The 26,295-nt window shown below is 55.4% G+C and carries 22 protein-coding genes and 1 pseudogene; 14 read left to right on the forward strand and 9 right to left on the reverse strand.

Annotation, left to right across the window (positions count from 1 at the left end; all coding sequences use genetic code 11):
- The first annotated feature begins 1 nt into the window (after nt 1).
- The gene (locus JUI81_RS23225; RefSeq protein ID WP_019578533.1) at nt 2-367 is read left to right on the forward strand and encodes a response regulator transcription factor; all 366 of its coding nucleotides are present in this window, start codon (nt 2-4) and stop codon (nt 365-367) included.
- Between the two features lie 4 nt (nt 368-371).
- On the opposite strand, the gene JUI81_RS23230 is transcribed toward JUI81_RS23225, so the two are convergent.
- Nucleotides 372-1,304: an AraC family transcriptional regulator gene (locus JUI81_RS23230; RefSeq protein ID WP_204125122.1), complete on the reverse strand. Its 933-nt coding sequence runs from the start codon at nt 1,302-1,304 to the stop codon at nt 372-374.
- A gap of 584 nt (nt 1,305-1,888) precedes the next feature.
- Between JUI81_RS23230 and JUI81_RS23235 the strand changes: the two genes are divergently transcribed.
- The 4 genes from JUI81_RS23235 (at nt 1,889) to JUI81_RS23250 (ending at nt 5,821) form a co-directional block, all read left to right on the forward strand.
- A complete protein-coding gene (locus JUI81_RS23235; protein ID WP_204125123.1) occupies nt 1,889-3,238 on the forward strand; it encodes an MFS transporter in 1,350 nt (449 codons plus the stop codon).
- A 98-nt stretch (nt 3,239-3,336) separates the two neighbouring features.
- The gene (locus tag JUI81_RS23240; RefSeq protein WP_204125124.1) at nt 3,337-4,029 is read left to right on the forward strand and encodes a fumarylacetoacetate hydrolase family protein; all 693 of its coding nucleotides are present in this window, start codon (nt 3,337-3,339) and stop codon (nt 4,027-4,029) included.
- 43 nt (nt 4,030-4,072) lie between these two features.
- Nucleotides 4,073-4,831, forward strand: coding sequence for an SDR family oxidoreductase (locus JUI81_RS23245; protein WP_138867308.1), 759 nt, complete (start codon nt 4,073-4,075; stop codon nt 4,829-4,831).
- A gap of 33 nt (nt 4,832-4,864) precedes the next feature.
- Nucleotides 4,865-5,821, forward strand: coding sequence for a 2-hydroxyacid dehydrogenase (locus JUI81_RS23250; protein ID WP_204125125.1), 957 nt, complete (start codon nt 4,865-4,867; stop codon nt 5,819-5,821).
- A gap of 98 nt (nt 5,822-5,919) precedes the next feature.
- On the opposite strand, the gene JUI81_RS23255 is transcribed toward JUI81_RS23250, so the two are convergent.
- Nucleotides 5,920-9,069, reverse strand: coding sequence for an efflux RND transporter permease subunit (locus JUI81_RS23255; protein WP_204125126.1), 3,150 nt, complete (start codon nt 9,067-9,069; stop codon nt 5,920-5,922).
- Nucleotides 9,066-10,175 (reverse strand): efflux RND transporter periplasmic adaptor subunit, encoded by a 1,110-nt coding sequence (locus tag JUI81_RS23260; protein WP_204125127.1) that lies wholly within the window; start codon nt 10,173-10,175, stop codon nt 9,066-9,068. The genes JUI81_RS23255 and JUI81_RS23260 overlap by 4 nt, the downstream gene beginning before the upstream one ends.
- Nucleotides 10,176-10,394: 219 nt before the next feature.
- On the opposite strand from JUI81_RS23260, the gene JUI81_RS23265 reads away from it, so the two are divergent.
- Complete coding sequence (locus tag JUI81_RS23265; RefSeq protein ID WP_019578526.1) at nt 10,395-11,855, forward strand: efflux transporter outer membrane subunit; 1,461 nt, start codon at nt 10,395-10,397, stop codon at nt 11,853-11,855.
- Between the two features lie 138 nt (nt 11,856-11,993).
- A complete protein-coding gene (locus tag JUI81_RS23270; RefSeq protein ID WP_018927739.1) occupies nt 11,994-12,779 on the forward strand; it encodes an SDR family oxidoreductase in 786 nt (261 codons plus the stop codon).
- Between the two features lie 111 nt (nt 12,780-12,890).
- On the opposite strand, the gene JUI81_RS23275 is transcribed toward JUI81_RS23270, so the two are convergent.
- The 3 genes from JUI81_RS23275 to JUI81_RS23285 all read right to left on the reverse strand — a co-directional run bounded on the left by JUI81_RS23275 (nt 12,891) and on the right by JUI81_RS23285 (nt 16,354).
- Nucleotides 12,891-14,162 carry an OmpP1/FadL family transporter gene (locus tag JUI81_RS23275; RefSeq protein WP_204125128.1) on the reverse strand — a complete coding sequence of 424 codons (1,272 nt, stop codon included), beginning with the start codon at nt 14,160-14,162 and terminating at the stop codon, nt 12,891-12,893.
- Between the two features lie 198 nt (nt 14,163-14,360).
- A complete protein-coding gene (locus JUI81_RS23280) occupies nt 14,361-14,987 on the reverse strand; it encodes a TetR/AcrR family transcriptional regulator (protein WP_018927737.1) in 627 nt (208 codons plus the stop codon).
- Nucleotides 14,988-15,427: 440 nt separating this feature from the next.
- On the reverse strand, nt 15,428-16,354 hold the full coding sequence (locus JUI81_RS23285; protein ID WP_204125129.1) for an AraC family transcriptional regulator: 927 nt from the start codon (nt 16,352-16,354) through the stop codon (nt 15,428-15,430).
- A 165-nt stretch (nt 16,355-16,519) separates the two neighbouring features.
- Here JUI81_RS23285 and JUI81_RS23290 point away from each other — a divergent pair.
- The 3 genes and pseudogenes from JUI81_RS23290 to JUI81_RS23300 all read left to right on the forward strand — a co-directional run bounded on the left by JUI81_RS23290 (nt 16,520) and on the right by JUI81_RS23300 (nt 19,584).
- Nucleotides 16,520-17,219: pseudogene (locus JUI81_RS23290) on the forward strand (zinc-binding dehydrogenase).
- Nucleotides 17,220-17,263: 44 nt separating this feature from the next.
- Nucleotides 17,264-18,286: an alpha/beta hydrolase gene (locus JUI81_RS23295; RefSeq protein ID WP_026331598.1), complete on the forward strand. Its 1,023-nt coding sequence runs from the start codon at nt 17,264-17,266 to the stop codon at nt 18,284-18,286.
- 89 nt (nt 18,287-18,375) lie between these two features.
- On the forward strand, nt 18,376-19,584 hold the full coding sequence (locus tag JUI81_RS23300; protein WP_204125130.1) for an MFS transporter: 1,209 nt from the start codon (nt 18,376-18,378) through the stop codon (nt 19,582-19,584).
- Between the two features lie 72 nt (nt 19,585-19,656).
- Here JUI81_RS23300 and JUI81_RS23305 read toward each other — a convergent pair whose 3' ends face one another.
- Nucleotides 19,657-19,845: a short-chain dehydrogenase/reductase gene (locus JUI81_RS23305; protein WP_081791079.1), complete on the reverse strand. Its 189-nt coding sequence runs from the start codon at nt 19,843-19,845 to the stop codon at nt 19,657-19,659.
- A 139-nt stretch (nt 19,846-19,984) separates the two neighbouring features.
- Complete coding sequence (locus JUI81_RS23310; RefSeq protein WP_019578517.1) at nt 19,985-20,416, reverse strand: Lrp/AsnC family transcriptional regulator; 432 nt, start codon at nt 20,414-20,416, stop codon at nt 19,985-19,987.
- 200 nt (nt 20,417-20,616) lie between these two features.
- On the opposite strand from JUI81_RS23310, the gene JUI81_RS23315 reads away from it, so the two are divergent.
- The 4 genes from JUI81_RS23315 (at nt 20,617) to JUI81_RS23330 (ending at nt 25,382) form a co-directional block, all read left to right on the forward strand.
- Nucleotides 20,617-21,336: a YitT family protein gene (locus JUI81_RS23315; protein WP_204125131.1), complete on the forward strand. Its 720-nt coding sequence runs from the start codon at nt 20,617-20,619 to the stop codon at nt 21,334-21,336.
- Between the two features lie 100 nt (nt 21,337-21,436).
- Complete coding sequence (gene amrS, locus JUI81_RS23320) at nt 21,437-22,921, forward strand: AmmeMemoRadiSam system radical SAM enzyme (RefSeq protein ID WP_204125132.1); 1,485 nt, start codon at nt 21,437-21,439, stop codon at nt 22,919-22,921.
- Complete coding sequence (locus tag JUI81_RS23325; RefSeq protein WP_204125133.1) at nt 22,918-24,063, forward strand: PLP-dependent transferase; 1,146 nt, start codon at nt 22,918-22,920, stop codon at nt 24,061-24,063. The genes amrS and JUI81_RS23325 overlap by 4 nt, the downstream gene beginning before the upstream one ends.
- A 62-nt stretch (nt 24,064-24,125) precedes the next feature.
- Nucleotides 24,126-25,382, forward strand: a complete 1,257-nt coding sequence (locus JUI81_RS23330) for a PLP-dependent aminotransferase family protein (protein WP_204125134.1) — start codon at nt 24,126-24,128, stop codon at nt 25,380-25,382.
- 84 nt (nt 25,383-25,466) lie between these two features.
- Here the strand turns inward: JUI81_RS23330 and JUI81_RS23335 are convergent, their stop codons facing one another.
- A complete protein-coding gene (locus JUI81_RS23335) occupies nt 25,467-26,099 on the reverse strand; it encodes a LysE family translocator (protein WP_204125135.1) in 633 nt (210 codons plus the stop codon).
- Nucleotides 26,100-26,295: the final 196 nt, after the last annotated feature.

Below are 26,295 nucleotides of genomic sequence, written 5' to 3' on the forward strand. Positions count from 1 at the left end.
CATGATCATCGTCTGCATCGTGGACGACGATGCGTCCGTACGCAAAAGCCTGGCCAATCTGCTCCGGTCGGCCGGATACCGTTCTCGGGTGTTCGCCTCGGGCGAGGAATTCCTGGCCCTCGAAAACTTCGATGACGTTGCCTGCCTGCTGTTGGATCTGAAAATGAACGGCCTGTCAGGGCTGGACGTCATGCGTGCGCTGACGCTCAAGGGCCGAAAGTTTCCAGTGATTTGCATGTCGGCACACTGGGATGAAGCCACACTGGCCGAATCCAGCCGCTATGAGCCCATCGAATGCTTGCGTAAACCCTTCAACGGCGATGCCTTGCTAAGCGCCGTCGAGTTTGCGCTGCAACGTGAGCGATGAACAATCACGTGTTGGACGGTGATTGCGGCGTATCAGGATTGAGTTGCTGACGCCTGAATTGCCCTGGAGGCTGGCCGTGGATCTGGCGGAAGCGTCGCGAAAAATAAGCCTCGTCAGCGAAACCGCACAACCTCGCCACCTCCCCCACTGGTCGTGTCCCATTGAGCAAATAATTGCGTGCCGCGTGCATCCTGCGCTCGAGCACCAGCTCAGTGAAGGTCTTGCCGATTTCCTTGCGCAACCAGTGCGTCAGGTATGTCGGTGACAGGTAAGTCGCAGCAGCCACCTTGATCAGGTTGAGGTCGGGATCGGCAATGTTCTTGCGCAAGTATTCGGACATCCTGCTCAGCGCATCGCGTCGGCTGACTTCGGCGGCATTCTCTTCGGCCAACCGTTTGAGCGGCTCGGCATACAAGGCACAAACGCTCCCCACCAGTTGCAGCAACAACCCCTTGAGCATCTCGCGAGTGCCGAACTGACGGTTTTCATCGAGCACGCGCATCTGTTCGATCAGGGCACAGACTTTGCTGAAATCTTCATCGGCCAGAATGAAATCCAGATGCTCCTGAAAGCGGAACGGCGACAACTCGGGTGCCAGCAGAATCGAGACCTCCTCCAGGTCCATCGGGTCGCACTGCAAATGCGGCAACAGGAAGGTCTGGGAAAAGTTGATCACCATGAAATTGCTGTCGGCCGGATGCGGAATCACGTGCACGCGATGCGGCAGGATGAAGGCCAGCGTGTTGCGCGGAAACGGCCGCTCGACGTTGCCGATGTGCTGCACGGTATCGCCACCGAGGTTGACCTGGATCTGGAAATACTCATGGCGATGCGGGCTGGTTTCGGCGCGCCGGCCCTTTTTGTCGCGGATGTAAAAGTCCGTCAATTCGCTGCGTTGCTGCATGACATAAGTGGGTACTCGACTCGGTGACGACATCGCCTGAGGATCCTCGACAGGTACATGGACAGGTTGTCGTCGCGCCGCGACGCAGGCGGCGACCGCGGTGATTGTGAAGGCAGACACCGCTGGCTTCAACACGTCATAGGATGACAACGAAATACAGAGAATTAATTGTATCCGTGTGTGATGTGTCGTCTGTCCAAAAAACTACGAGCACGAAAAAATATTTAATCTTTTAAAAACATCAACTTATGAATCGAATAAAGCATAACGAAGGAAATGAGCTGATTTGATTTTTCTTGGACACCTGCATTGATCGCCTTTTACAGGAGAAAAAACGATCTAACGCCTCCGTTGATTTTGAGAGGTTGTACGACCACTGTAACAACCAATGCAGCCCGACCCTTCCAAAAACAATCAAAAGGTGCGCTCGTGATGAACCTGCTTTTTTCCCTCGCCAACCCTCCCCCGACCGAGCCAGTCCGAAGGCGTATCTGAGCGCCTGACAGTAGCTGTCCGCGCCCTCATTCAAGTAGCAATCGCCCTGCCCCGGCACTGGGGGCATCGGCTTCGGCTGCGCGCGAACATCTCGATTCTCCTAACAATAAGAAGGTCTACCCATGTCGAATTCGCAAACCTCCCCGTCCACCGCACCGTCGGTGAGCGCCGGCGCCCGGGACGCCCTGTTGCCTCAGCGACTACCGACGCGTCGGCGCTGGTTCATGCTGTCATTGCTGCTGATTGCGACCATCATCAACTACATCGACCGCGTAAATATCTCGATTGCCGCACCGTTCATGGCCAAGGATCTGGGCTTGGACAAGATCGAAATGGGCCTGATTTTTTCCGCGTTTGCCTGGACCTACGCACTCGCTCTGGTCCCCGCCGGGTTCATCGCCGATCGCTTCGGTTCCCGGTTCACCTACGGGGTGTCGCTGATCAGTTGGTCGACGGTCACCGTGTGCCAAGGCTTTGCCACTGGGTTCGCTTCGCTGTTCGGGCTGCGACTGGCTGTCGGTGCCATGGAGGCTCCAGCATTTCCGGCCAACAGCCGTGCGGTGACGGTATGGTTCCCGGCCCGCGAACGGGGCCTGGCCAGCAGCATTTACGTGTGCGGTCAGTATCTGGGCACGGCACTGTTTACCGGCGTGCTGTTATGGCTGGCCACGACCTATGACTGGCGCCATGTTTTCTACAGCACCGGGATACTCGGCATTGCGTTTGGTGTGATCTGGCTCTACGTGTACCGCGATCCGCTGAGCTGCAAGAACGTCAGCCAGGAAGAACTGAAGTACATCGAAGCCGGGGGCGGACTGGTCAAGAGCAGTCAGGAGCGCACCCGGTTCAACTGGCGGCAGATCGCCGAGCTGTTCAGCTATCGGCAGATCTGGGCGATTTGCATCGGCAAGTTCGCCAGCACCTCGGCGTTGTACTTCTTCCTGACCTGGTTCCCGACGTACCTGATCGAAGAACGCAAGCTGACCATGATCAAGGCCGGGGTCTTCGCCGTGCTGCCGTTCGTGGGTGCAACGGTCGGCATCTTGCTCGCCGGCATCATCTCCGATCTGCTGATTCGCCGTGGTTACTCAATGTCCTTTGCCCGCAAGTTGCCATTGGTGGTCGGCTCGATGCTGGGCATGTCGATCGTGCTGGTGAATTTCACCGACTCGAACGTGATCTGCATTGCAGTGCTGACCATGGCCTTCTTCGCCCAGGGAATCGCTTCGTCGTCGTGGGCGGCCGTATCGGAAGTCGCGCCCAAGGAATTGATCGGCCTGACTGGCGGGGTCACCAGCCTGGCCGCCAACATCGGCGGGATCGTCACCCCAATCGTGATTGGCGGCATCGTCCACGCGACAGGCTCGTTTGCCTACGCCTTCTGGTTCATTGGCGGCGTGGCGCTGATGGGGACCTTGTCCTATTCGTTGCTGCTCGGTCGCTTGTATCGCATCGAACTCAAGGCGCGCTGAGCCAAGAAACCGTTTTTCTCCAACACGAGGCGGCTTTCGTCCAACTTTGCAAAAGATTGCCGCCGTACGCTGACGCTTCAAACAGGACGACAACAAAAATGACGATGACCGAGTACGTGTTTACCCCGGATCTGCCCGTGACCTTGCCGGTTGCCGGCAGCCAGCAGCGCTTTCCCGTTGGCCGAGTTTTTTGCGTCGGCCGCAACTACCCTTGGCCAGACACCCAAGGCCAGTCCCGCCAGCCGCCGGTGTTCTTCATGAAACCGGCGAGCAACGTGGTGGATGCGACGGGCGAAGTGACTTTCCCGCCATTGACCGAAGAGTTTGTCCACGAAATCGAATTGGTCGTGGCCATCGGCGAAGGCGGCGCCAATATTCCGGAGAGCCAGGCGCTGGCCTATGTCTGGGGCTATGCCGTCGGCCTTGACCTGACCCGCAGTGATGTCCAGCGTGCGGCCAAAAGCAATGGCTTGCCGTGGGAAGGTGCCAAGGTGTTTGACGGCGCCGCGCCGATGACCGCCATCGTGCCGGTGACTCGCGCCGGACACCCGGACGGTGATTTGTGGCTGAACGTCAACGGCGAAGAGCGCCAACGCGACAGCCTCGACAGCCAGATCTGGTCGGTCAGTGAAGTCATCAGCCGCATCTCGCAATCGGTAGCGCTCCGGGCCGGTGACTTGATCATGACCGGCAGCCCGGCGGGCGTCGATGTGCTGCAACCGGGCGACATCATCAATGCCGGGATCGACGGCATCGGCCAACTGGAAATGCGCGTCGGTCAGCGACCTTGAACCCGACGTACGCTCTCGTGAATTGAAAAAAGGAGATAACAATATGTCCAGTCCTTTGAAAGTGGCCCTGGTCACCGGCGCCGGCAGCGGAATCGGCCGCGCCGTGGCGCTGGCTCTGATGGCAGACGGATTCACCCTGGTGTTGGCCGGTCGCCGAGCGGAGCCTTTGCAGGCCTTGGTCGAATTGGCGCTCAGCGAAGGACACGAAGCGTTGGCGGTGCCCACTGATGTGCGCGACCCGGCCAGTGTCGATGCGCTGTTTGCCACCATCACCGAGGTATACGGACGCCTCGACGTGGTGTTCAACAACGCCGGGGTCAACGCCCCTGCTGTGCCGCTCGATGAGCTGACGTTCGAGCAGTGGCGAAACGTGATCGACACCAACCTCAACGGCGTTTTCCTCTGCGCCCGTGGTGCCTTCGCACTGATGCGCCGGCAACAGCCACAGGGCGGACGCATCATCAATAACGGTTCGATCTCGGCGCATACCCCACGCCCCTTCAGCAGCGCCTACACCGCCAGCAAACATGCGGTGCTGGGGCTGACCAAATCCCTGGCCCTGGACGGGCGCGAATTCAACATCGCCTGCAGCCAGATCGACATCGGCAACGCCTTGACCGAAATGTCGGTGCGCATGACCAAAGGCGTGCGCCAGGCCAACGGCACCATCGCCGTGGAGCCGATGGTGGACGTCAAACATGTGGCCGATGCCGTGCGCTACATCGCCGGCCTGCCGCTGGAAGCGAACGTCCTGAACATGACCGTCATGGCCACTGCCATGCCGTTTGCCGGTCGCGGTTGAACCGGTCTTTTTATTCCGCTATGCGAGGTTTACATGAAGCCAGAAGTCTTGCAGCTCAGCCCGATCCTGATCCCTGAAATCAACGCGCGGCTCGATGAGCTGTTTACCGTCAGACGTTACTTCCAGCAGGCCGACAAGCAGGCTTATTTGCAGGAACACGGTGCGAACATTCGCGGGGTGATCACCGGCGGGCATACCGGAATCAGCCAGGCGCTGATGGCGCAACTACCGAAACTGGAAGTGGTGGCGGTCAATGGCGTCGGCACCGATGCGGTGGATCTGGCTTACGCCCGGGATCGCGGAATCCGCGTAACTGCAACCATCGGAGCGCTGACCGAAGACGTCGCCGACCTGGCCATCGGATTGTTGATTGCCGTGTGCCGGAGTCTGTGCACCAGTGATCGTTATGTGCGTTCGGGCCAATGGCCCCATAGCCCGACACCGTTGGCCCCGTTGCCGTTGGCGCGTCAGGTGTCGGGCATGCGCATCGGGATCGTCGGCATGGGCCGGGTCGGCCGTGCAGTAGCGACCCGGGCCGCAGCGTTTGGCTGCCCGATCAGTTACACCGATCTGCAGCCGATGAGCGACGTGAACCACACGTTCATCGCCGATCTGAAGCAGCTGGCCAGCAACAGTGATGCACTGATTCTCGCGGCCGCCGCCGACAAGGCTGAAGCCATCATCAATGCCGAGGTGCTGCAGGCACTGGGCAAGGACGGGTATCTGATCAACGTGGCGCGCGGCAAGCTGGTCAACGAGGTCGATCTGGTGACGGCACTGGCCGCTGGAGAGATCGCGGGTGCGGCACTGGATGTGTTTGTCGATGAACCGAACGTCCCCGAGACACTGTTTGCCAACGAGAACGTGGTGCTGCAGCCCCATCGCGCGAGTGCGACGCTGCAGACTCGCACGCGAATGGGAGAGATGGTGGTGGCAAGCCTGGTGGACAGTTTCGCCGGGAGAATACCGCAAGGGTCTGTGACTGACTGAACGTTGGCCGCCGAGGAGACGTTGCGTCCCCTCGGCGGTTCGGTGTCAGGTAAACAGCCACGTCGACGCCCACTAAAGCAGCACGCTATGGCCTACGGCTAAAGCTCTGTGGTTTGGTGAACGTCGAGAGGACGAGGTGGCGTCCTATCCACCAGGCTTGCTTGCTTATTGGCTGGTTCAGTTTTCCCCGCATGGTCAGGACGGATCTTGAACCAGATGGAGTACATCGCTGGCAGGAACACCAGCGTCATGATGGTTCCAACGAACGTGCCTCCGATCAGCGTGTAGGCCAGCGTCCCCCAGAAGACGGAGTGTGTCAGGGGAATGAATGCCAGGATTGCCGCCAGCGCTGTCAGCAGTACCGGGCGGGCACGTTGGACCGTGGCTTCGATCACCGCGTGAAACGGATCCAGCCCTTCTTGCGCGTTGTGATGGATTTGCCCAATCAGAATCAGCGTATTGCGCATCAAAATGCCTGAAAGGGCGATTAGACCTACCAGAGCGTTGATACCAAACGGCTGCTGGAAGATAAGCAGTGTCGGCACCACACCAATCAACCCCAGTGGCGAGGTGAGGAACACCATGACCATCGCCGAGATCGAACGTACCTGCAGAATAATGATCAGCAGCGTCATGGCAATCATGATCGGGAACAGCGGCAACATCGCTTTACCGGCTTTGCCCGACTCCTCGATTGCACCCGCCTGCTCGATCCGGTACCCGTCAGGCAGCTGGTCGATGACCGGCTGCAGCTCCTTCATGATCACGCTCGAGACGTCCGGTGGCTGCAGGCCTTCGGCAATGTCACCGCGCACGGTAATGGTCGGCGTGCGGTCACGACGTCGGAGGATCGGATCCTCCATACGAACATCGACCTCTCCCACCTGAGACAGCGGAATCCGCTGACCCGCCGAGCCTACCAGAGTAAAACCTTCTATCCTGGCGGGATCGAGCCGGATATCACCCGCTGCGCGACCGACCACCTGCACCGAGCGAATGTCCTCACGAACTGCGGTGATCGGTACTCCGGTCAACAGGAATTGCAGTTGCTGCGCGACTGAGTTTGACGTCAACCCCACCGCCTCCAAGCGATCCTGATCCAGAGCGAAATGCAGCGTCGGCGTCAGTGGCCCCCAGTCAGTGTTGACGGTTCTCATCATCGGGCTCGACTGCATCACGTCCTGTACCTGGCTCGCGATCTCGCGCAATTTTGACGGATCAGGCCCCATCACCCGATAGGCAACAGGGAACGGCGAATATGGACCAAATACAAGCTGAGTCACCCTGACACGCGCTTCTGGGGCAAGTCCCTCAGCAGCGGCTTCGCGGAGACGGAACTTGAGGGCCTCGCGCTCCTCCTGGCTGTCCGTCAGCACCACAATCTTCGCAAACGATGGATCAGGGAGTTCCGGCGCCATCGCCAGATAGAAACGCGGCGCGCCTTGCCCGATATAGGCCGTGACGATTTTTGCCTCACCCTGCTTTTGCAGCCAGGCCTCTATCTTGGCGGTGGTGGCGCTGGTCTGCTCAATGGAGGTTCCATAAGGCATTTGCACTTCAATCAATACCTCTGGACGGTCCGAGGTAGGGAAGAACTGTTTCTTGACCAGGCTCATGCCGAGAATCGCCACGCCAAACATTGCGATAACAGTACCGGCTACCAGCCATTTGCGAGCGATGACACGCGTCAACACCTGACGGAAGCGGTTGTAATTTCGGGTGTTGTAGATGGCCGCATGACCACCCTCCACCTTCTTGATGTTCGGCAACATCTTCACACCCAGGTACGGGGTAAAAGCTACCGCAACCACCCAGGAGGCAATCAGGGCAATGCCCACGATCCAGAACATGTTGCTGGTGTACTCGCCGGCTGTCGACTGCGCGAAACCGTTGGGCATAAAGCCGATAGCCGTCACCAGCGTACCGGAAAGCATCGGCGCGGCTGTATGACTCCAGGCATACGCGGAAGCTTTGATGCGGTCGTAGCCCTCCTCCATTTTCACCACCATCATTTCGATAGCAATGATGGCGTCGTCCACCAACAGTCCGAGCGCCAGAATCAACGAGCCAAGGGTGATACGGTCAAAGTTCTTTCCAGTGGCCGCCATCACCACAAACACCACCGCCAACGTCAACGGCACAGCCGCAGCGACCACAACGCCTACACGCCAGCCCATGCTGAGAAAGCAGACAAGCATCACCACAAGCAGCGCGACGAAAAACTTGACCATGAACTCGCCGACGGCCGAACTGATATTTACAGATTGATCGGTGACCTTGGAGAGCGTCATGCCCAACGGCATGCCTTGATTGATCTTGACCGTCTCCGCGTCCAACGCCTTGCCCAGGTCAAGACCGTTCCAACCCTCACGCATCACGATCCCCAGCAACAAGGCCTCTTCACCGTTATTACGCACGAGAAAGGTTGCCGGATCTTCATAACCACGTTCGATCGTCGCCACGTCCGAGAGCTTCAGCGTCCGCCCCTGAACCGCAATGGGTGTGTCACGAATCTTCTGCACCTTATCGAAGGCGCCATCCAGCCGAAGAAAAACCTGCGGCCCGTCGCTTTCGATCGAGCCGGCAGGCGTGAGCACGTTCTGATTATTCAGCGCGGCAAAGATGTCCTGAGGCGATACGCCCAAGGTGGCCAGCCGATCATGGGAAAAGGAAACAAAGATGCGCTCGGGTTGCTCCCCAATGATGTTGACCTTCTTCACGCCCGGCACATGCAACAGTTGTTGGCGCAACGACTCTGCATCACGCACCAACATTCGCTGCGGTTCGCCTTTGGCTTTCAGGGCGAACAGTGCAAATGTCACGTCCGAAAACTCGTCGTTGACCATTGGCCCGATGACACCCGCCGGCAGCTTCCTGGCCTCATCGTCGAGCTTTTTACGCGCCTGATAGAACTCCTCCTGCACTTGCGAGGGCGGCGTGCTATCGCGCAGTGACACCATGGTGAAGGCGAGGCCAGGACGGGTGTAGGTTTCCGTGCGGTCGTACCATTTCAGTTCTTGCAGGCGCTTTTCAAGTGGCTCTGCTACCTGATCCTGCATCTCCTGCGCCGTGGCGCCCGGCCACGCGGTAATGACCGTCAACTGCTTGACCGTAAACGGAGGATCTTCCGCACGCCCCAGCTGGAAGAACGACAGGATGCCCGCAACGGCGATCAGGAAGATCAGAAACACCGTGATGGAGCGCTCGCGAACGGCGATCGCAGAGAGATTGAAGCGCCCCTCGCTCATTGATGACTCCCTGCGACCTTGACGCCATCCGGTTGAGCCAGCCTCACCTCCTCACCATCGCGCAGCAGATGCGCGCCTAACGCTACAATCTGCTCGCCGACCTTGAGATCGCCTGCGACTCGCGCTGCGTCGTCGCTCAAGCCCAAGACTTGAACAGGTCGCCAGGCCACCTTCGCAGGTGTACCGGCAATGACCCATACGCCAGTGCCTTGGCCTGGGTCATAAACGGCGGCGATCGGCACTTGTAGCCCCTGCCCTTGCGTGGTGCCTTCAGCGATCCGAAGCGTGACGGTCGAACCTATCGGTGCATTGGCCAGCGCCCCCTCAAGCACATACCGCGCCTCGAAGGTGCGTGTCATTCGGTCGGCCGAGTCAGAAAGCAGCCTCAGCTTCGCTGTAACAGCACCCGTGGTATTGCCATAAAGCGTCGCCTGCGCGGTGGATCCTGCTGCGGGGCGTAGCGTCTCGGGCAGATGCACGATGGCTTCGCGTTGCCCCGCCCGCGCCAGTCGAACCACGGGCTGTCCCGGGCTGACGACTTGTCCGGGCTCGGCGAGCGTCTCCACCACTACGCCGTCGGAATCCGCAAACAGCACCGCATAACCAGAAGCATTGCGGGCTACATCAGCCTGCGCTTCAGCAGCGCTGAGCTGCGCCTTTGCGGTATCCGCTGCGGCTTTGATCTGGTCGTAAGCCGATGCGGAAATAGCGCCTGCGGCGACCAGGTCGCGATATCGCGCCTCGTCATCTGCAGTCTGCTTGGCTCGGGCCCGAGCGGCGATGACCGACTCTTGCTGTGCTCGCGCCTGCAACCCCAGGTCGATTGGGTCGAGACGCATGAGTGGCTGACCACGCTTAACGGTCTGACCGGTGTCAACCAGACGCTCAAGTATCTTGCCTGACACCCGGAAGCCCAGATCGCCCTGGACGCGGGCAGCCACGACACCCGTGAAAGAACGTGAGACGTCGGACGAACCCTGAACCGCAGAGGACCTCACCAGAGGGGCATGCGTACGTGGATCTTCAACGGTGGATGAGTCGCCACACGCCGTCAGGACGAGAGGCAACAAGCAAGCGGCAATGGGGACAGGTCGAAGCCGGCGCATAGGTTCCCTTACTTAAAAAATAGGACAGGCGCCTCATTCTCAGTCTAGTGACCATAACTGTCAATGGTCACGAATTATGAAGTACCGAACCCCATGATCTCAGCACTAGTATTGCCGAACACTGCTGGCCAAGCTCGAGCTCAGCCCAAAGAGCGTCGATTGACAGATAGTGACCATAACGTAATATAGTCACAAACATCCTCGATTGAAGGTACCTCAATGCCTCCCCTCCGCCCCATTGCTCTCTTGGTGAGTGCCAGCTTGATGACAGGTTGCGCGGTCGGTCCGGACTATCACCGTCCGGACGCCCCACTGTCGGACCATTACTTGGGGCAGTCTTCTGTCGAACAGAGGCCTGGGGCGACGCCGGCCAGTCTTGTCGCCTGGTGGGAAGGCTTTGGTGATCCGCTGTTAGCCGACTTCGTCTCCAAGGCACTTGAGCAGAACCTGGATCTGGCGCAGGCGTCGGCGCGAGTCACGCAGGCGCGGGCCGGACTGGGCGCCGCAAATGCCGCTTTACTGCCCTCGGGGAACATCAGCGGACAGGCCGCGCGCTCCTACCAGTCAATCGAGACTCCGCTCGGCCAGGTGTTGAACTCAACACCTGGCTATGATCGGTACGGAAGTTCCTACGAGGCCAACCTCGATGCCAGCTGGGAGGTAGATGTCTTTGGCGGATTGCGCCGCGGACGCGAGGCTGCTCTGGCCGAGTACCAGGCTTCCCAGGCGGGCGTCGCTGCCACACGATTGGCCGTCGCTGCACAGACCGCCGATATCTACATCACTATCCGCGGACTGCAGACCCGGCTGGACATTGCGAATCGGCAAGTTAAAACGCAGCAGGAGTTGCTAGAGAAAGTCCAGTTGCTCTACAGCAAGGGGCTCGCCGCCAACTATCAGGTTCGCCAGGCCGAGGGGGCGCTATCGCAGGTCCAGGCGACAGTGCCGGTCCTGCAGACCGGTCTCGATGCTGCCATGAATGCGCTGGATGTCATGCTCGGCACGCCGCCAGGCACTCACCGCACACAACTGGCCAGTGCGGGGAGCATTCCTGTAGCGCCGCAGTTAAAGACGATGGGAACGCCGGCCGATTTGCTGCGCCGCAGGCCAGACCTCATTGTGGCTGAGCGCCGTCTTGCGGCTTCAAACGCACGCATCGGGGAGGCGATTGCTGAGTACTACCCGAAATTCTCCCTCAGCGCATTGCTGGGTAGTGCTACGGCTGTATCCGCAGGTAATCTTTTCACCAGCGGTGCCAGCCAGTCGGCGGGCGTATTGGGACTGCGCTGGAGACTCTTCGACTTCGGTCGCATAAACGCCCAAATCGACCAAGCCAAGGGACAAGAAGCCGAAACCTTGGCCGCTTACCGTCAGTCCGTGCTGCGCGCCACCGAGGATGTTGAGAACGCGCTCTCCTCACTGGTGAATCGGGAAGCTCAAGCAACCACCCTCACCGGGGGAGAGGCGTCTCTGACACAGGCTCGCCAATCGTCGTTCATTGCCTATGAGAAAGGCACAGCCAGCCTGATCGATGTCCTGCACGCCGACGAGACGATGCTGCAGGCTTCCGATGCTCGGGCACAAGCTCGAACGGAATCGGCACGGGCGGCAGTCGCGGCATTCAAGGCGCTCGGTGGTGGCTGGCAGCCTCCTGAAACTCAGCCTGTTGCGACACGATGATTTAACCAGGTGACGTAGCACTTGATGCACGCACCTCCCCCCTCTTTCAGCTACTACCCAATCCGAGAGTGGGTTCGCTCACCGACTGACGCGGTCAGCAGCCAATTGCTCAATAGAAACCAACCGGAGTAAAGCGAAATGAAGTCGAACGAAAATTCCTGGGTGCTCATCACCGGCGCATCAAGCGGATTTGGCGAGGAGTTTGCCCGGCAATATGCAGCGCAGGGAAAATCGCTCGTTCTGGTAGCAAGAAGGCTGAGTAAGCTCGAAGCGCTATCGGCGCAGCTGCGCGAACGCTTCGGCGTTGATGTGATCGTCGAACAAGTAGACCTGTCCTCGATCCCGGCGATCATCGGACTGCATGAGCGACTCAGCGAACGCAATATAGTGATCGATGTGCTCATCAACAATGCGGGTCATGGATTGCAGGGGCCTTTCCTGGATCAACCTCTGGATGAGTCCCTGACCATGATTGATTTGGATATCGCCAGCCTGACAGCCCTGACACGCCTTTTCGCGGCCGACATGCGAGCCCGCAAACGTGGGCACATCCTGATGGTCGCCAGCTTGCTGTCCTTCCAGGGCGTGAAGAATTTCGCCGTTTACTCTGCCGCGAAAGCCTATGTTCTTCGCTTCTCTGATGCGCTTCATCGCGAACTGAAAAATGACGGCGTCGTCGTTACCGCACTGTGCCCAGGAATGTCGGATACCGGATTTGCAGAAAGCGCCAAGCAACGGATCACACCGGCCTTGAAAATGGTGATGATGCAGCCTCAACCCGTCGTGCGTGCAGGAATCCGTGCACTGCAAGCCGGACGCATGAGTGTGGTGCCGGGTTTTGGCAACAAGGCCATTACTGTCTTGACTTGGGCCACGCCTCGTCGGTTTCATCAGGGCCTTATGGCGCAGGTGATGGGAGTCTGAGGGGGCGACAAAGAGGCCTTTTACCTCAGGGGAAAGGCCCGAGATGTGTTCCTAAAGGTCGGGAGGCAACGCGTGCTCCCGACAGGACATTCATCGTGTAACAGCACTCAATTAGAAGCGGTAACTCACAGACGTACCGAGCCCGTTCGCACTGTTCTTAAATTTGGCACTGTATGCACCTCTATTCGCAGAGGCGTCGTTGATCTGCACGCTCTCCTCCCATAGGTAGGAATAAGCAACATCGATCGTGACATTGTCCACCGGAGTCCAGCCAGCACCGAAGCTGATAACCTTCCGGTCACCCGTAGGAATACGTGGTCCACGGTTGGTGTTATTGGTGGGAGACTGGTCGACCGAGAAGCCTGCGCGAAGTACCCATTGGCTGTTCAATTTGTACGCCGTGCCGATAGCATGAGCCCACGTATCATGCCAGTTCTGTTCTTCGGTAATCGTGCCCAGCGAGCCGCTCAACAAAGGGGGTAAACCCGTGTTCTCGATGGTTAATTCTTTAAAGCGACTCCAGCGTGTCCAGGTACTCCCCAAATATAGAGTCCAGTTATTATTGAGCTGATGAGTCACCGAGAAATCCACTGACTCTGGGGTATCCACATCCAGCGAAGCGTCATAACTCCGGCCGCTGACCCCCAACACGCTAAAGATGCCGTCGGTGACCTTGGTCTTGGCGTCCAAGTGGTAACTGACCTTGGAATGGTAAGTCATGCCCAAGCGAGTTTGGTCTGTAGCCTGCACCAGGATACCGGCGTTGAAACCGAGGGCCGTGTCATCGCCCGTGCTTTTGAGTTTTCCGTCATTGCGACCTGGGCTAAGTGGATTGGGCACCATCCCGGACAGCTCACCGGTGATGCGGTTGATGGTCGGACCGAACCCGATCGAAACTTTGTCGTTAAAGGCATAGCTGATGGTGGGCTGGAACGTAAGGGTCGTGACCTCACTTTTGTTGGCGTAGTAACGCCCGGCAAAACCGCTGCCATAGTCAGTCATCAGACCGAAAGGTACATAAAAACCTACACCAAACGCCCAATGCTCATCGATGGGTTTGACGTAGTAACCCATAGGCACTGTGGTGGTTGGCACCATGTCGCCGTCTTCCTGACCTCCGAATGTACTGCGGGTTTGGCTTATGTCGGTCTTCGCGAATAGAGTCGCCGCGCCCACGCTGACCTGCTCTCTTTTCAATCGAGACATACCCGCCGGATTACCGAAGACCGTGCTCGCATCTTCAGCGGATGAGGAGCGCCCGGCAAACCCGGACCCCATCCCACTGACGCTTTGTTCATTGAGAGCGAAACCGCTTGCAAACACATTTGAAGATGCGAGCACGACAGCGAGGCCAAATGGGCTCTTGAGCAATATTTTTTTCATTGTTTGAACTCTATGGGATCACTGAGATGAAGCAGTAGAAGCAACGGCTCACCATATTTATTCATGTGACCAATTCAGTCAACGGTCACAATGCGAATAAATGAAATGCCCTTCGACGACTGGAAGAAGGGCAAAGTGAAAAGCCGTTTTGGTGATGTGTCGCTTACACAGGCATGACGTAAAACCGTTAGCCGAAGGTCAAGGCATGAGGCTACGCAAAATGAGGTTGGCGGTGAGCGTGGGCGCCTCCTCGACATAATCGAGGTTGTACTGCAGGAGTAAAGGATTGACGAAAGGCCGCAAAGCCAGATGTATCGCTTCTACTGTTTCGTCCAGGGGAGTCTTGCGTTCAAATTCGCCGATCTCTCGCCCCTCCCGCACGATTTGCAACACGAAGCGTTTGATCTGTGCGTCATAAGCCTGCGTACTGGGCCAGCTTTCCGACGCCGCAAATGCTGCTATGTCATAGAGTTTTCGGTCGTTAAAGAACAGATTCACGCCTGTGGCGACCACAGTTTTGACCAATCGTCGAAAGCGTTCCGTCGGCGACAGGTCTTCTACATTGATCGCCTGCTCCACAGCCGCGACGATTTCTGCCAGACAATTTGCACAGATGGCTTCACCGATCGCCTGCTTGGAATCAAAAAATTTGTAGATGTAGGCCTTGGAAAACCCAATGGCCCTAGCCAGGTCGGAAACCGTGGTTTTGCCGTAGCCGTACTGACTGAAGTGTTCGTTGGCCGCCGCAACAATCTGGTCTCGAATGTCGTGATCGGCTGGGCCACGGGGGCTGGGCGAAGCTGAAGATATTGATGGCTGATTCATGGGAACAGCTTACTCATCCTATCGAGGACTGACAACTTGTGACCGACAAGATATATAGTCACAAATCGGCCATTTTGAACGACTTTTCCGAGCGCCCACAAACTTCATCACTTGAGCCGGTCGACAGTGGCTGCCTCGAGGAGTTGTTGCAGCGCGACACACGACTGATTTATTGGAGAACATTATCTGATAGTCCTTCAGTGGTGAGTGCGGCCGCCGAGACTGGTTCGGGGAACGTAACTGCGAACGAAGGTGTCATCTGTATTAGGCACCGTGGTGTCGCAATCCTGTTGGGATAGAGAGGTGGTTTTCATGAACAATATTATCTACATCGTCGGGGCAGTTGTGATTGTCCTGGTTATTCTGTCGTTTGTCGGCCTTGTATAGCCTTAGCTGCCAGCTGAGAACCGTCCTGATGGCGCCTGCCTGACAGGGTGTATTTATGTTGCTACCCCCTGCCCTCGCAACATCGCAATATCCCGCTTGGGGGGTACGCCAAACAGACGGCTGTATTCGCGGCTGAACTGCGACGGGCTTTCATAGCCGACCTGATAGGCTGCGCTTGATACTTCCTGATGCTCGTTGAGCATCAATCGCCTCGCCTCGTTCAATCGCAACCACTTCTGGTACTGCAACGGGCTCATCGAGGTGAGCTGGCGGAAGTGGTGATGAAAGGTGGGTGTGCTCATCTGCACTCGCGCCGCAAGTTCTTCGACGCGAAGCGCCGAGGCGTAATTCAACTTCAGCCAGTCGATGGCTTTTGCGATGCGATAACCCTGGCCATCGACCGAGGTAATCTGCCGCAACCTGGCAGCCTGATCACTCTTCAAGAGACGATAGTGAATTTCGCGCTGAATCAGGGGCGCAAGCACAGGGATGGCTTCGGGTTCATCGAGTAGCGCCAGCAAGCGCTCGAACGACGCCAACATGGCAGGCGTTACTGAACCAATCCCGACACCTTTCACCACTGATCGATCACGGGTTGGCGGCAAGTCACCCTGCACTATCAGCTCAGCCAGCATGCGCAGATCGAGCTTCAAAGTCAGCCCCAGGCATGGCTGCTCCGGGCTTGCCACCAGCACCTCAGAATTGGCGGGCAAGTCCAATGAGGTGATCAGAAATCGCGACGTGTCATACGGGTAGCCCTCGCCACCTACCCACAGCTGTTTCTCCCCCTGGGCGACGAGGATGATGCTTGGCTCGACCATGCAGACGACGGGCGGCGACGGATGTTCGCGCCTGAAAAAGCCCAGGCCCGCAATGGGCGTTCCGTAATCACCTGGTTTCGGGATCTGCTCGCCAATGATCCGCGCGAGCGTTTCTTGTGGCGACAGGTGTTGAGCAGCGGTGTCGTGTTTGATCGTCATGTTCGCCTTGTACCTCTTCGCTGAACTCTAACTCGCCCGCTCGTGACCGTCCTGCAAAAAAACAGAGACTCATAGAATCAGGCAAGTAATCCAGCGCAATGCACTACAGGGAGTCTGGGCATAGCCGGAAAATGTTCATCCGACAAAGCCATTGAGGACTCTCCCATGCTTGTACAAGCCTATGGTGCTCATGCGGGCGACAAGCCCCTTGAACCGTTGCAAATCATTCGCCGTACACCCGCCGCCCATGACGTTCAGATCGATATCGCCTTTTGCGGCATCTGCCATTCGGACTTGCACCAGGTGCGCGCCGAGTGGGCAGGCACGCAATTTTCGGGCAAGAAAATCGGCGTGGTCGGCATTGGTGGCCTGGGCCACATGGGCATCAAGCTGGCCCACGCGATGGGCGCCCACGTTGTGGCGTTCACTACATCCGAATCCAAGCGCGAAGCGGCGAAGGAGTTGGGCGCTGACGAAGTGGTGGTATCGCGCAACGCTGAGGAGTTGGCCGCGCATGCCAAGAGCTTCGACTTCATCCTCAACACCGTCGCAGCCCCCCCACGATCTCGATGCCTTCCTGGTTCTACTCAAGCGCGATGGTGCGCTGACCCTGGTCGGTGCGCCCGCCTCGCCGCATCCATCGCCCAATGTGTTCAACCTGATCATGAAACGACGAACGATTGCCGGCTCGATGATCGGCGGTATCCCCGAGACGCAGGAGATGCTGGATTTCTGCGCCGAGCGCGGCATCGTCGCCGACATCGAGTTGGTCCGGGTCGATCAAATCAACGAATCCTATGAGCGGATGCTCAAGGGCGACGTCAAGTATCGCTTCGTGATCGACAACGCCACATTGGCTGGCTAAGCAAAAAGCGCCAGCGAATAACCACTCATCAAAAGGACTATCCAGTGAAAGGCATTTTGCTTGCCCTAGGGCTGCTTGTTACCTCTTTTTCTTCAACGGGAGCCGATTTGTCGAACGGCGCGGACAACTTCTACAAAAGCGAAAAAGTGACGGTAGAAAAGGTCACCTTCAAGAATCAATACGGCATGAAGGTGGTAGGCAACCTGTTCATCCTGAAGAACCTCAATCCTCAATCGAAGAATGCCGCGATCATTGTCGGTCATCCAATGGGGGCAGTGAAGGAGCAAAGTGCAAACCTCTACGCCACAAAAATGGCCGAGCAGGGATTTATCACACTGTCGCTGGACTTGTCCTTCTGGGGTGAAAGTGAGGGCACGCCTCGCCAGGCCGTTTCGCCTGATATCTACGCCGAAGACTTCAGTGCCGCCGTGGACTTTCTCGGCTCTCGCCCATTGGTCGATCGTGAACGTATCGGCGTCATCGGTATTTGCGGCAGTGGCAGCTTCGCCATCAGTGCGGCCAAGATCGATCCGCGTCTAAAGGCCATCGCCACCGTCAGCATGTACGACATGGGCGCCGCCAATCGTAATGGCCTCAAGCACAGTGTAACGATCGAACAACGCCAACAAATCATTCGCGAAGCGGCGCAGCAGCGCAACGCCGAATTCTGGGGTGGCGAAGTCCGCTATACCAGCGGCTCACCACTGAAGCTGACCGGCAACGCCGTGGGTGACGAGTTCTACGATTTCTATCGCACACCGCGTGGTGAGGTCACCCCTGCCGGCGCATCGGCACAGACAACCACCATGCCGACGCTGACCAGCAACGTGAAATTCATGAACTTCTATCCGTTCAACGACATCGAGACGATCTCCCCTCGCCCACTGCTGTTCATTGCTGGCGCCCGGGCGCACTCACTCGAGTTCAGTGAGGATGCCTACAAACGCGCGGCAGAACCTAAAGAACTGCTCATCATTCCAGATGCCGGCCATGTGGATCTTTACGACCGGGTCAACCTCATTCCATTCGCCAAGTTGACCACGTTCTTCAAAAGCAACCTGAAGTAGCACTGAGCAGTGCCCTGGCCGGGCATCCCTTCTCACGCGCGGCCTCGTTCCCGGGGCCGCGACGCTTCGCGCATTACGGGATTCAATCAATGATCCAACCCACGCTCTCAGCCCCGCGAAAACCTGAACAATCATGGGGTGCCGTATTCGCCATGTCGCTCGCCGCCTTCGTCCTGGTGGCATCGGAGTTCATGCCCGTCAGCCTGCTGACACCGATTGCCGCAGATCTGCATATCACCGAAGGGCAAGCGGGCCAGGGCATTTCAGTCTCCGGGCTGTTTGCGCTATTCGCCAGCCTCCTGACCGCTTCGGTGGCGGCGCGGGTCGACCGCAAGCCACTGCTGTTGTCCCTGACGCTGCTGATGATCGTTTCGGGAACCGTGGTCGCGTTCGCGCCGAACTACTGGGTGTTCATGGCCGGCCGCGCGCTGATCGGCGTGGCAATTGGTGGCTTCTGGTCATTGTCGGCGGCAACTGCCATACGCTTGGTGCCCGACGACCAGATCGCTCGCGCCATGGCAGTCGTCAATGGCGGCAACGCTCTGGCGACAGTGATTGCAGCACCTCTGGGCAGTTTTCTCGGAGCCTTCATCGGATGGCGCGGTGCATTTTTGTGCGTCATCCCGGTCGCGGTAATCGCCAGTCTCTGGCTTTGGGTGAGCCTTCCTGCGATGAAGTCGCAAAGCGGTTCAGGCACTGGAAATGTTTTCAGGTTGATGAAAAACACACCGGTCGCGTTAGGCATGGCGGCGGTCAGTGTCTTTTTCATGGGCCAGTTCATGCTATTTACCTACCTGCGCCCGTTCCTTGAAACGGTCACGCACGTCAGTATTTCCATGCTGTCACTGATGTTGCTCGTCCTCGGCCTGGCAGGCCTCGCGGGAACCTTCCTGATTGAAGCATTCTTGAAAAATGGCCTGCATCGCACCCTCATCGTCATCCCGATATTGATGGCGGCGATCGCGCTGGCACTCGTTTCGTTCGGCAGTTCTGTGACTACCACCACCGTCTTGTTGGGCCTCTGGGGGCTGGTTGCGACCGCGGCGCCGGTGGGATGGTGGACATGGCTGGCCAGAACATTGCCAGAGGATGCTGAAGCCGGAGGCGGCTTAATGGTGGCGATCATCCAACTGGCCATTGCATCCGGCGCAACCGTTGGCGGGCTGGTATTTGACTCGAATGGCTATCGAGCGACTTTCGAGTTGAGCGCCACACTGCTAGGCGTGGCGGCAGTTCTTGCCTTCCTGGCGGCACGCGCAGCTTCGCGAGAGCCTGTTGCATCGGAGAGCATCGCTTGAAAAAACACAAGACGCGCCAAGGCGAGTCTTGTGTTCCCAGTGGGGCAATCGGTTGCAGACTGGACGGTAAAATCAGCGTGCGCTATCGATGATTTGGCCACCGTCAGGCGTCAGGCTATACCCCGTCAAAAATTGCCCATCCTTGCTGGCGAGAAACAGCACCACCGGTGCGATGTCCTCTTCGGGTGATCCATAACGGCCAAGTACGTTAGTGGGTGCAGGCACATCGGCCGCAGTACCCCAAGTGTCTGCGACCGGCATGACATTGCTCACCGTTCCTCAAAGAGCCGTGGACGTTAATTACCGATTCAGGGGTAGATGAATCGCTGCTGGCGCCGTTCCGGGCAAACAAAATGATCACCCTTGAAATAGCTGACAGCTGACTGTTCTATGCACAGGCTCAAGGGACAAGCTTTCTTCTCTCGATAGGGACAGACAAGACAATGCTTGTACGTGTCTCACCGTACGCGTTGATCTTCGCAATGATATTTTCGATATCGGCCATTGACCTGGCATAGATCCTGATCAGGTAGGAGTCGTTACCCGTGACGTGCAGGCACTCAACGACTTCGGGTATGTCGTTGAGCGTCGCTATCAATTTGGATTTCGCAGGCTTGAGGGTGGTCATGCCGACGACAGCAGATATGCCGAACCCTAGTTTGGTTGGATCTAACTGAGCGCTATATCCCTTGATGACCCCAGAGTCTTCGAGCTTTCGCAACCGATCAGTGGTGGCGGGAATAGAAAGACCTGCGTGCTTGGACAGCTCCGTGATGGAAATGCGACCAAAGTCCTGCACCTTCCCCAAGATTTTGATGTCTATACGATCCATGTAAGCTCCCACAGCAAAAAGTATAAATTTTAATGAAAAGCACCCGATTTACATTAAAAAATAATGCACCAAAATAAAGCAGAGTGCTAGTCTATTTGCAGCCCGATAAAGCCTAACAAGAACCCGGGCAATCATTAGCTCTGAATCCTTAGCGTTACGCACTGCATAATAAAATATTCTCCTCCAAGGATGGTGCTCGTATGGAAGATGAAAAAATAAAGTGTGAAAAAAAATCCTATTCATCATTCGCGAATTATATTGGAACGCAAGTCCTAAGTTTTCGTGATTTCAAGATGGATCAGATTTTTATGTATCTGGCTGGAGTCGCACTTTTCTCGGTGGGGGCCAAGCTTTTCATAGTCAGTCAACTGGGGACTGACCCCTTAGATGTCCTGATCATCTCGATAAATAAAATACTCATGCTCGGAATGGGCGTTTGTTCGGGTATCGTTTCTCTATTTTTTCTGCTGTGGTGGATGCTCTGGAACAAGAAATACCCTCCGATAAGCCCATTTATTACAACGACACTTACAGGCCTGTTGATTGACCTCTGGTCCGTGCTGGGGCTTGGAGAGTATTTGATTGTCAGAGTGAATGAGTACACGATGTTGGCGATGGGTCTGGTGCTGTGTGCTTATTCGTCTGCACTGATTATCATGAGCGGTATTGGTATCAGGATCATGGACCTTGTGGTGCTTACCATGGTGTCCAAATGGGCGTGGTCATTCACAAAAGCCAAAATGATAATTGAAATTGGCATCTTTTCAACCGGATGGCTTCTAGGCGGGCCCTTCGGTGTGGGCACCATTGCATTCTTGTTGGTCATAGGACCTCTTATACAGCCATTCATGAATATAAACGCCAGGCGTTTTTCGCTTAAGAATTATGGATTGACCAGCGTTTCTTCCGCCTATCAATAACTACTAGAGGATTGCTGCCACTGTGGCGGCGGGATTGTTTCGCCTCGACTATTTCAACCGATGATATTGACAGCAACTTCCGTGAGATGAGGAGTGAGAGATGGACACTACAAAAAATAAAAACTGGACCTTGGAAAGCACGCCTGCAAAGTTGGAAGAAATACTCCCGAACGGCGTTGTAAAGTGTCATCTTTCTCCCCGAAACTGTGTCATTCAGGAGGGCAAAGTAGGTTTTTGCAAGGTGCGCGGAAACAGAGGCGGCCGGTTAGTTACGTTGAATTATGGCAAAGGTGTTCACAGCACCGAAGAGACCATCGAAACCGAGGCGGTATTCCACTTTGCTCCCGGAGAGCGAATCCTTTCCCTAGGCAATATCGGCTGCATGCTTAACTGCGGCTACTGCCACAATTGGAAGACCTCTCAGGCCAAGTATGTGACAGATAAAGATGTTTACTACTATACGCCTGAGCAGGTTGTAGAAACTGCCTTGAAGCATGGTATACGCGTTATCTCCTGGACGTATAACGACCCTGTTGTCTGGCATGAATTCATCCTCGACACGGCAAAGCTGGCAAAGGAAGCGGGCTTAATCAACTTATATAAATCAGCTTTTTTTATCAGTGAAGAAGCCATTGATGAACTATTGCCAGTCATCGACATATTCTCGATTTCGCTAAAATCCATCTCCCCCGAATACTATCGAAAAGTCACAACAGGCTGGGTAGAACCCGTTCTGGCTGGCATCAAGAAAGTATACGATGCTGGTAAATATGTTGAAGTCAGCACCTTGATGGTTACCGATATCAGTGACGATGAGGATACCGCCAGGAAAATCAGCCAGTGGGTACTGGATGAACTGGGCCCGAATGTACCACTCCACTTTGTTAGGTTTCACCCTGATTATAAAATGAGTAATAGCATCAGGACGCCCGTGGATAGACTCCTGAAGGCTCGGGACATTGCCCGCAGCATGGGGGTTGAGCATGTTTATCTGGGTAACGTAAATGATGTCGAGGGCACCAATACCAACTGCAATAATTGTAACGCTCTACTCGTTACCCGCTACGGTTTGAATGCTGAACTCATCGGATTGGACAGCAACGGTTGCTGTGCCCGGTGTGGGCACGACGCACACTTCAAGTTACTGGGCGAACACAAAGCGAACACGCCAGTTGAACTGCGAGAGGCTGCATTGACCTCTTACGAGAAGCGAAAGTTCGAGTGGCATGGGGATATCGTATCGCTGCACGCCCAAGTGCTGAATACTGAAGACTTTGAACAGACCGTCTACCTGCGGCGCAACTATACCGACGGGCTCAACAGCGATTGGAAATCACTGACATTGCGGCCGTATGAAAGCTATCGATTTATTATTGCCAAGGCACGAACTGATGAATCAGGCCCTGAAGTCTGGCTTCCCAAGGGGGTGAACTCAAATCTTCATGAAGTATTCGACAGGGCTCACTTCCCAACCGAGTCGATTGAAGAGATTGGTATTTCGCAAAACGACATCACGCCGACCATTGGGTATGAAGGCAAGCAGAACATGTATGAGCAGGTTATCAAACTGGTGAGCAAATCATGAGCGTGTCTACTGAAATACTCCATATCAGGGTCGATGACCGAGAGGCCCACCCATCCGTGACGCCTATTTATCAGTGCAGCGCTTTTAGCGCTGACTCGGCGTTCTTCTACTCGAGAAAAGCCAATCCCAATGTGACTGAGCTGGAACAGGTTGTCGCTGCACTGGAAGGAAGCGAATACGCCTTGGCCTACAGCACCGGAATGAGTGCCATCTACATGGTGCTGGAGCTGCTGAAACCCGGTGGGTCGCTGGTGATCAACAAATATATCTATGGCTGTTCTTATAAGCTGTTTCAGCGATATGCGGCACGTATCGGTGCGAAACTGACGATTCTGGATCTCACCACGGAAAGTGGATTGAAAGAGTTGCCGTCGGACGTGGACATGGTCATTTTCGAAACACCGACCAATCCCTTTCTGAAAGACATTGATATTCATGCGGTCAGCAAGGCGGTTAAGCAAAACAACCCACACGCTCTGGTGGTCGTTGACAACACGTGGGCCACTCCGATATTTCAAAAGCCTCTGAACTTCGGCGCGGATATTTCTCTGTACAGCGCAACGAAGTATTTCTCCGGGCATAGCGATGTCATGGGCGGCCTGGTACTCGTCAACAATGAAATGATTTATACGCGCCTCCTCGAAGGCCGCTTTTACTCAGGCTCAATATTAGCGCCTAATAGCGCATGGCTGCTTCGCAGAAGCATGCAGACATTTAACCTGCGCATGGAGAAACACAGCAACACAACCTCCAGCATGCTCAACTATCTACGGGAACTGCCCTTTATTGAGCATGCTTATTATCCACGAGTCGATGGTAAACAATTGACCGGCTACGGTGGCATTGTGTTTGTTGATATTCGGCCCGATCTGGTCCCCTTTTACAAAACCTTCACCAGCGCCCTCAAATGGTTTGGAACGGGTACGGGAATGGCCTGTGTCACGTCAATGGTTGCGCAACCCTTTAGTGGAAGCCATGCCTCGATGACTGAGCAGGAAAAAGCGGATATGGGGATTGAAAAGAGTTTGGTTCGATTGTGTTTTGGTTTAGAGACCCTTGAGGATCTTAAAGAGGATCTGCTTCAGGCATTTGTAGCCATGGAAAATATGGCCAATCAAAAAAGTGCACTTAAACCTGCGTAACAGATATTAATCATGAGCAACGAGCCTTCAACGGCTCGTTGCTTTTTTATGGAGAAGCGAGATTGCCCAGCGTACTCGAAAAAACGATATTCGAAGACCCTACTCTGAACGTTATCCATCTTCTAAATTCCATTTCCAGTGAAAATCCAGAGGCAATCTCTCTGGCGTCCGGTCGACCTGACGACGAGCAATGCGACCTGTCCCTCATCGATAAAGGGCTGGCCAGCTATACACGATACGCCGTCAATCCGGAACACTCGCTTGCGACACTACTTTGCCAATATGGAAAAACCACCGGGATTATCAACGGCATAATAGCCGAACACTTGCAGGTGGATGAAGGCATAAAGATTTTCAACCCTGAAAGTATTGTCGTGTGTATGGGGTTTCAGGAAGCTGCGACCTTGACACTGCTATCAATTTTTGAAGGAAGTGGTGTTTTATTAGTACCTGACCCTGTATTTTCCGGAATAACGGGTATTGCGAAATTATTAAGAATAAAAATTGTTCCCGTTCCCGAGGACACCTTCCTCGATCCATCTGCCCTGCGCAAGGTAGCTGAAGATCTTGAGTCCAGGGGGGAAAAGGTAAAAGCGCTGTACGCGATTTCAGATTTTAGCAACCCTACTGCTAACAGCCTTTCCTATGAAGACAGAAAGGCCATGCTCTCCTTGGCCAATGAAATGAATTTTTTTATCCTGGAGGATAATGCCTACAGCTACTTCAGGTACGAGGGAGATAAAATCCCCTTGATGAAGTCGATCGACAGTAGTCGAGTATTCCTTCTTGGCTCTTTTGCAAAGTCAATTTTTCCGGGATTGCGTATGGGCTATGTAGTCGCCCCGGAGAACGCTGGGGTGATTTCCTTTAGCGCCAGATTATGTAAAGCCAAAAGCTTGATCACCGTCAATACACCTGCCCTGTGCCAAGCAATTGTCGGAGGTTTACTGATAGAGAACAATTACTCTTTAAAACAGCTTAATCAACCAAGAGTGTTGTCTTACAGGCAAAAAAGAAACTATATGATTGAATGCCTTGAACGTGAATTCCCGATCAAGGCTGGTTCTGGAAGAAGTGTCACCTGGAACCATCCAGAGGGAGGTTTTTTCATCAATGTACAGCTGCCTTTCACCTTCGAATATTTTGAAATGTGCGAGTGCGCCAGGAACTTCAAGGTTATTGTATTTCCCACTTCCTTGTTTTCGCTGACGAATCAGGCTGTCACTCAGGTCAGGTTGTCGTTTAGCAATGCGACAGAATCAGAAATCAAACAAGCGATAGGCAACCTCAGGGCGTACATTGAATCCAGAATGCAGTAAAGCATCCTCCCGTCAGACCGTAGGGGATTGATGCCAAGGCTTACTCATCAGTCAAAGAGAAATAAGCCTTGTCTCATTTCCCGCTTAAGCTGCTGTGGCGAGCATAACGCCAGTGGCTACTTGGTAGGCCCCCAGAATGGTTATGGTTGACCCGGAAAAATAGTTGATCAACCTGAGCTTTGATTGGGAGATTCTGGTCTTGAATATGGAGGAGAATCCGCTCAATCCCAGCCACCAGACAGCCGAGCCTAGAAATATACCTGTCACCATAGGCAGCACTGAGTGCTGACCGCTTTGATCATTAGCCATGCCGTCGCTCATGGCAGCAAATATCGCAATAAACGACAGGATGGTCATTGGGTTCGACAGTGTCAAAAACAGTGTACTCAAGTAGGCTTTTAGCAGGTTGGCTCGTTCACCCGCCAGGGCTGTTGAGCTCGCTTTCGATCTTATTGTTTGATAACCAATGTACGCGAGGAACATCCCCCCCAAAATACACAACCATGGCTTAAAGCTAATGAGTGTCGCTATGATGACTGTGATTCCCAGCGCACCGACAAATCCATAGATCGAATCGGCTGTGGCCGCCCCTAACCCTGTCGCGAAACCTGCTCTCCATCCAAGCGCAAGGCTCCTCTGTATGCACAACAGCCCAATGGGTCCCACAGGGGCTGCAATACAAAGCCCAATGATCATCGACTTAATGAAAATCAACATAAATGCACCTCCGCAATTGATGCTTAAAGGTTAGGGGAAGTGCATTTTTTTATGAATTAATTATTTATTCCCATCCAGGCTTTTTCGATAATTTTGTAAGAAGTATTCTTATCTTTCCTTCATTATTAAGGCGCACTCAGTGATGAGCCTTACTAAACACGATCGGGATGCCATTCGCCTTCGACGATGACGCCAG

The organism is Pseudomonas sp. 008 (assembly GCF_016861935.1).
In the GTDB taxonomy this organism is placed as follows: Bacteria; Pseudomonadota; Gammaproteobacteria; order Pseudomonadales; family Pseudomonadaceae; genus Aquipseudomonas.

Excerpts from the sequence above, each read along its gene's own strand:
- JUI81_RS23225 (WP_019578533.1), top strand. The coding sequence starts at position 2 with ATGATCATCGTCTGCATCGTGGACGACGATGCGTCCGTACGCAAAAGC.
- JUI81_RS23230 (WP_204125122.1), bottom strand. The coding sequence starts at position 1,304 with ATGTCGTCACCGAGTCGAGTACCCACTTATGTCATGCAGCAACGCAGC.
- JUI81_RS23235 (WP_204125123.1), top strand. The coding sequence starts at position 1,889 with ATGTCGAATTCGCAAACCTCCCCGTCCACCGCACCGTCGGTGAGCGCC.
- JUI81_RS23240 (WP_204125124.1), top strand. The coding sequence starts at position 3,337 with ATGACGATGACCGAGTACGTGTTTACCCCGGATCTGCCCGTGACCTTG.
- JUI81_RS23245 (WP_138867308.1), top strand. The coding sequence starts at position 4,073 with ATGTCCAGTCCTTTGAAAGTGGCCCTGGTCACCGGCGCCGGCAGCGGA.
- JUI81_RS23250 (WP_204125125.1), top strand. The coding sequence starts at position 4,865 with ATGAAGCCAGAAGTCTTGCAGCTCAGCCCGATCCTGATCCCTGAAATC.
- JUI81_RS23255 (WP_204125126.1), bottom strand. The coding sequence starts at position 9,069 with ATGAGCGAGGGGCGCTTCAATCTCTCTGCGATCGCCGTTCGCGAGCGC.
- JUI81_RS23260 (WP_204125127.1), bottom strand. The coding sequence starts at position 10,175 with ATGCGCCGGCTTCGACCTGTCCCCATTGCCGCTTGCTTGTTGCCTCTC.
- JUI81_RS23265 (WP_019578526.1), top strand. The coding sequence starts at position 10,395 with ATGCCTCCCCTCCGCCCCATTGCTCTCTTGGTGAGTGCCAGCTTGATG.
- JUI81_RS23270 (WP_018927739.1), top strand. The coding sequence starts at position 11,994 with ATGAAGTCGAACGAAAATTCCTGGGTGCTCATCACCGGCGCATCAAGC.
- JUI81_RS23275 (WP_204125128.1), bottom strand. The coding sequence starts at position 14,162 with ATGAAAAAAATATTGCTCAAGAGCCCATTTGGCCTCGCTGTCGTGCTC.
- JUI81_RS23280 (WP_018927737.1), bottom strand. The coding sequence starts at position 14,987 with ATGAATCAGCCATCAATATCTTCAGCTTCGCCCAGCCCCCGTGGCCCA.
- JUI81_RS23285 (WP_204125129.1), bottom strand. The coding sequence starts at position 16,354 with ATGACGATCAAACACGACACCGCTGCTCAACACCTGTCGCCACAAGAA.
- JUI81_RS23300 (WP_204125130.1), top strand. The coding sequence starts at position 18,376 with ATGATCCAACCCACGCTCTCAGCCCCGCGAAAACCTGAACAATCATGG.
- JUI81_RS23305 (WP_081791079.1), bottom strand. The coding sequence starts at position 19,845 with ATGCCGGTCGCAGACACTTGGGGTACTGCGGCCGATGTGCCTGCACCC.
- JUI81_RS23310 (WP_019578517.1), bottom strand. The coding sequence starts at position 20,416 with ATGGATCGTATAGACATCAAAATCTTGGGGAAGGTGCAGGACTTTGGT.
- JUI81_RS23315 (WP_204125131.1), top strand. The coding sequence starts at position 20,617 with ATGGAAGATGAAAAAATAAAGTGTGAAAAAAAATCCTATTCATCATTC.
- amrS (WP_204125132.1), top strand. The coding sequence starts at position 21,437 with ATGGACACTACAAAAAATAAAAACTGGACCTTGGAAAGCACGCCTGCA.
- JUI81_RS23325 (WP_204125133.1), top strand. The coding sequence starts at position 22,918 with ATGAGCGTGTCTACTGAAATACTCCATATCAGGGTCGATGACCGAGAG.
- JUI81_RS23335 (WP_204125135.1), bottom strand. The coding sequence starts at position 26,099 with ATGTTGATTTTCATTAAGTCGATGATCATTGGGCTTTGTATTGCAGCC.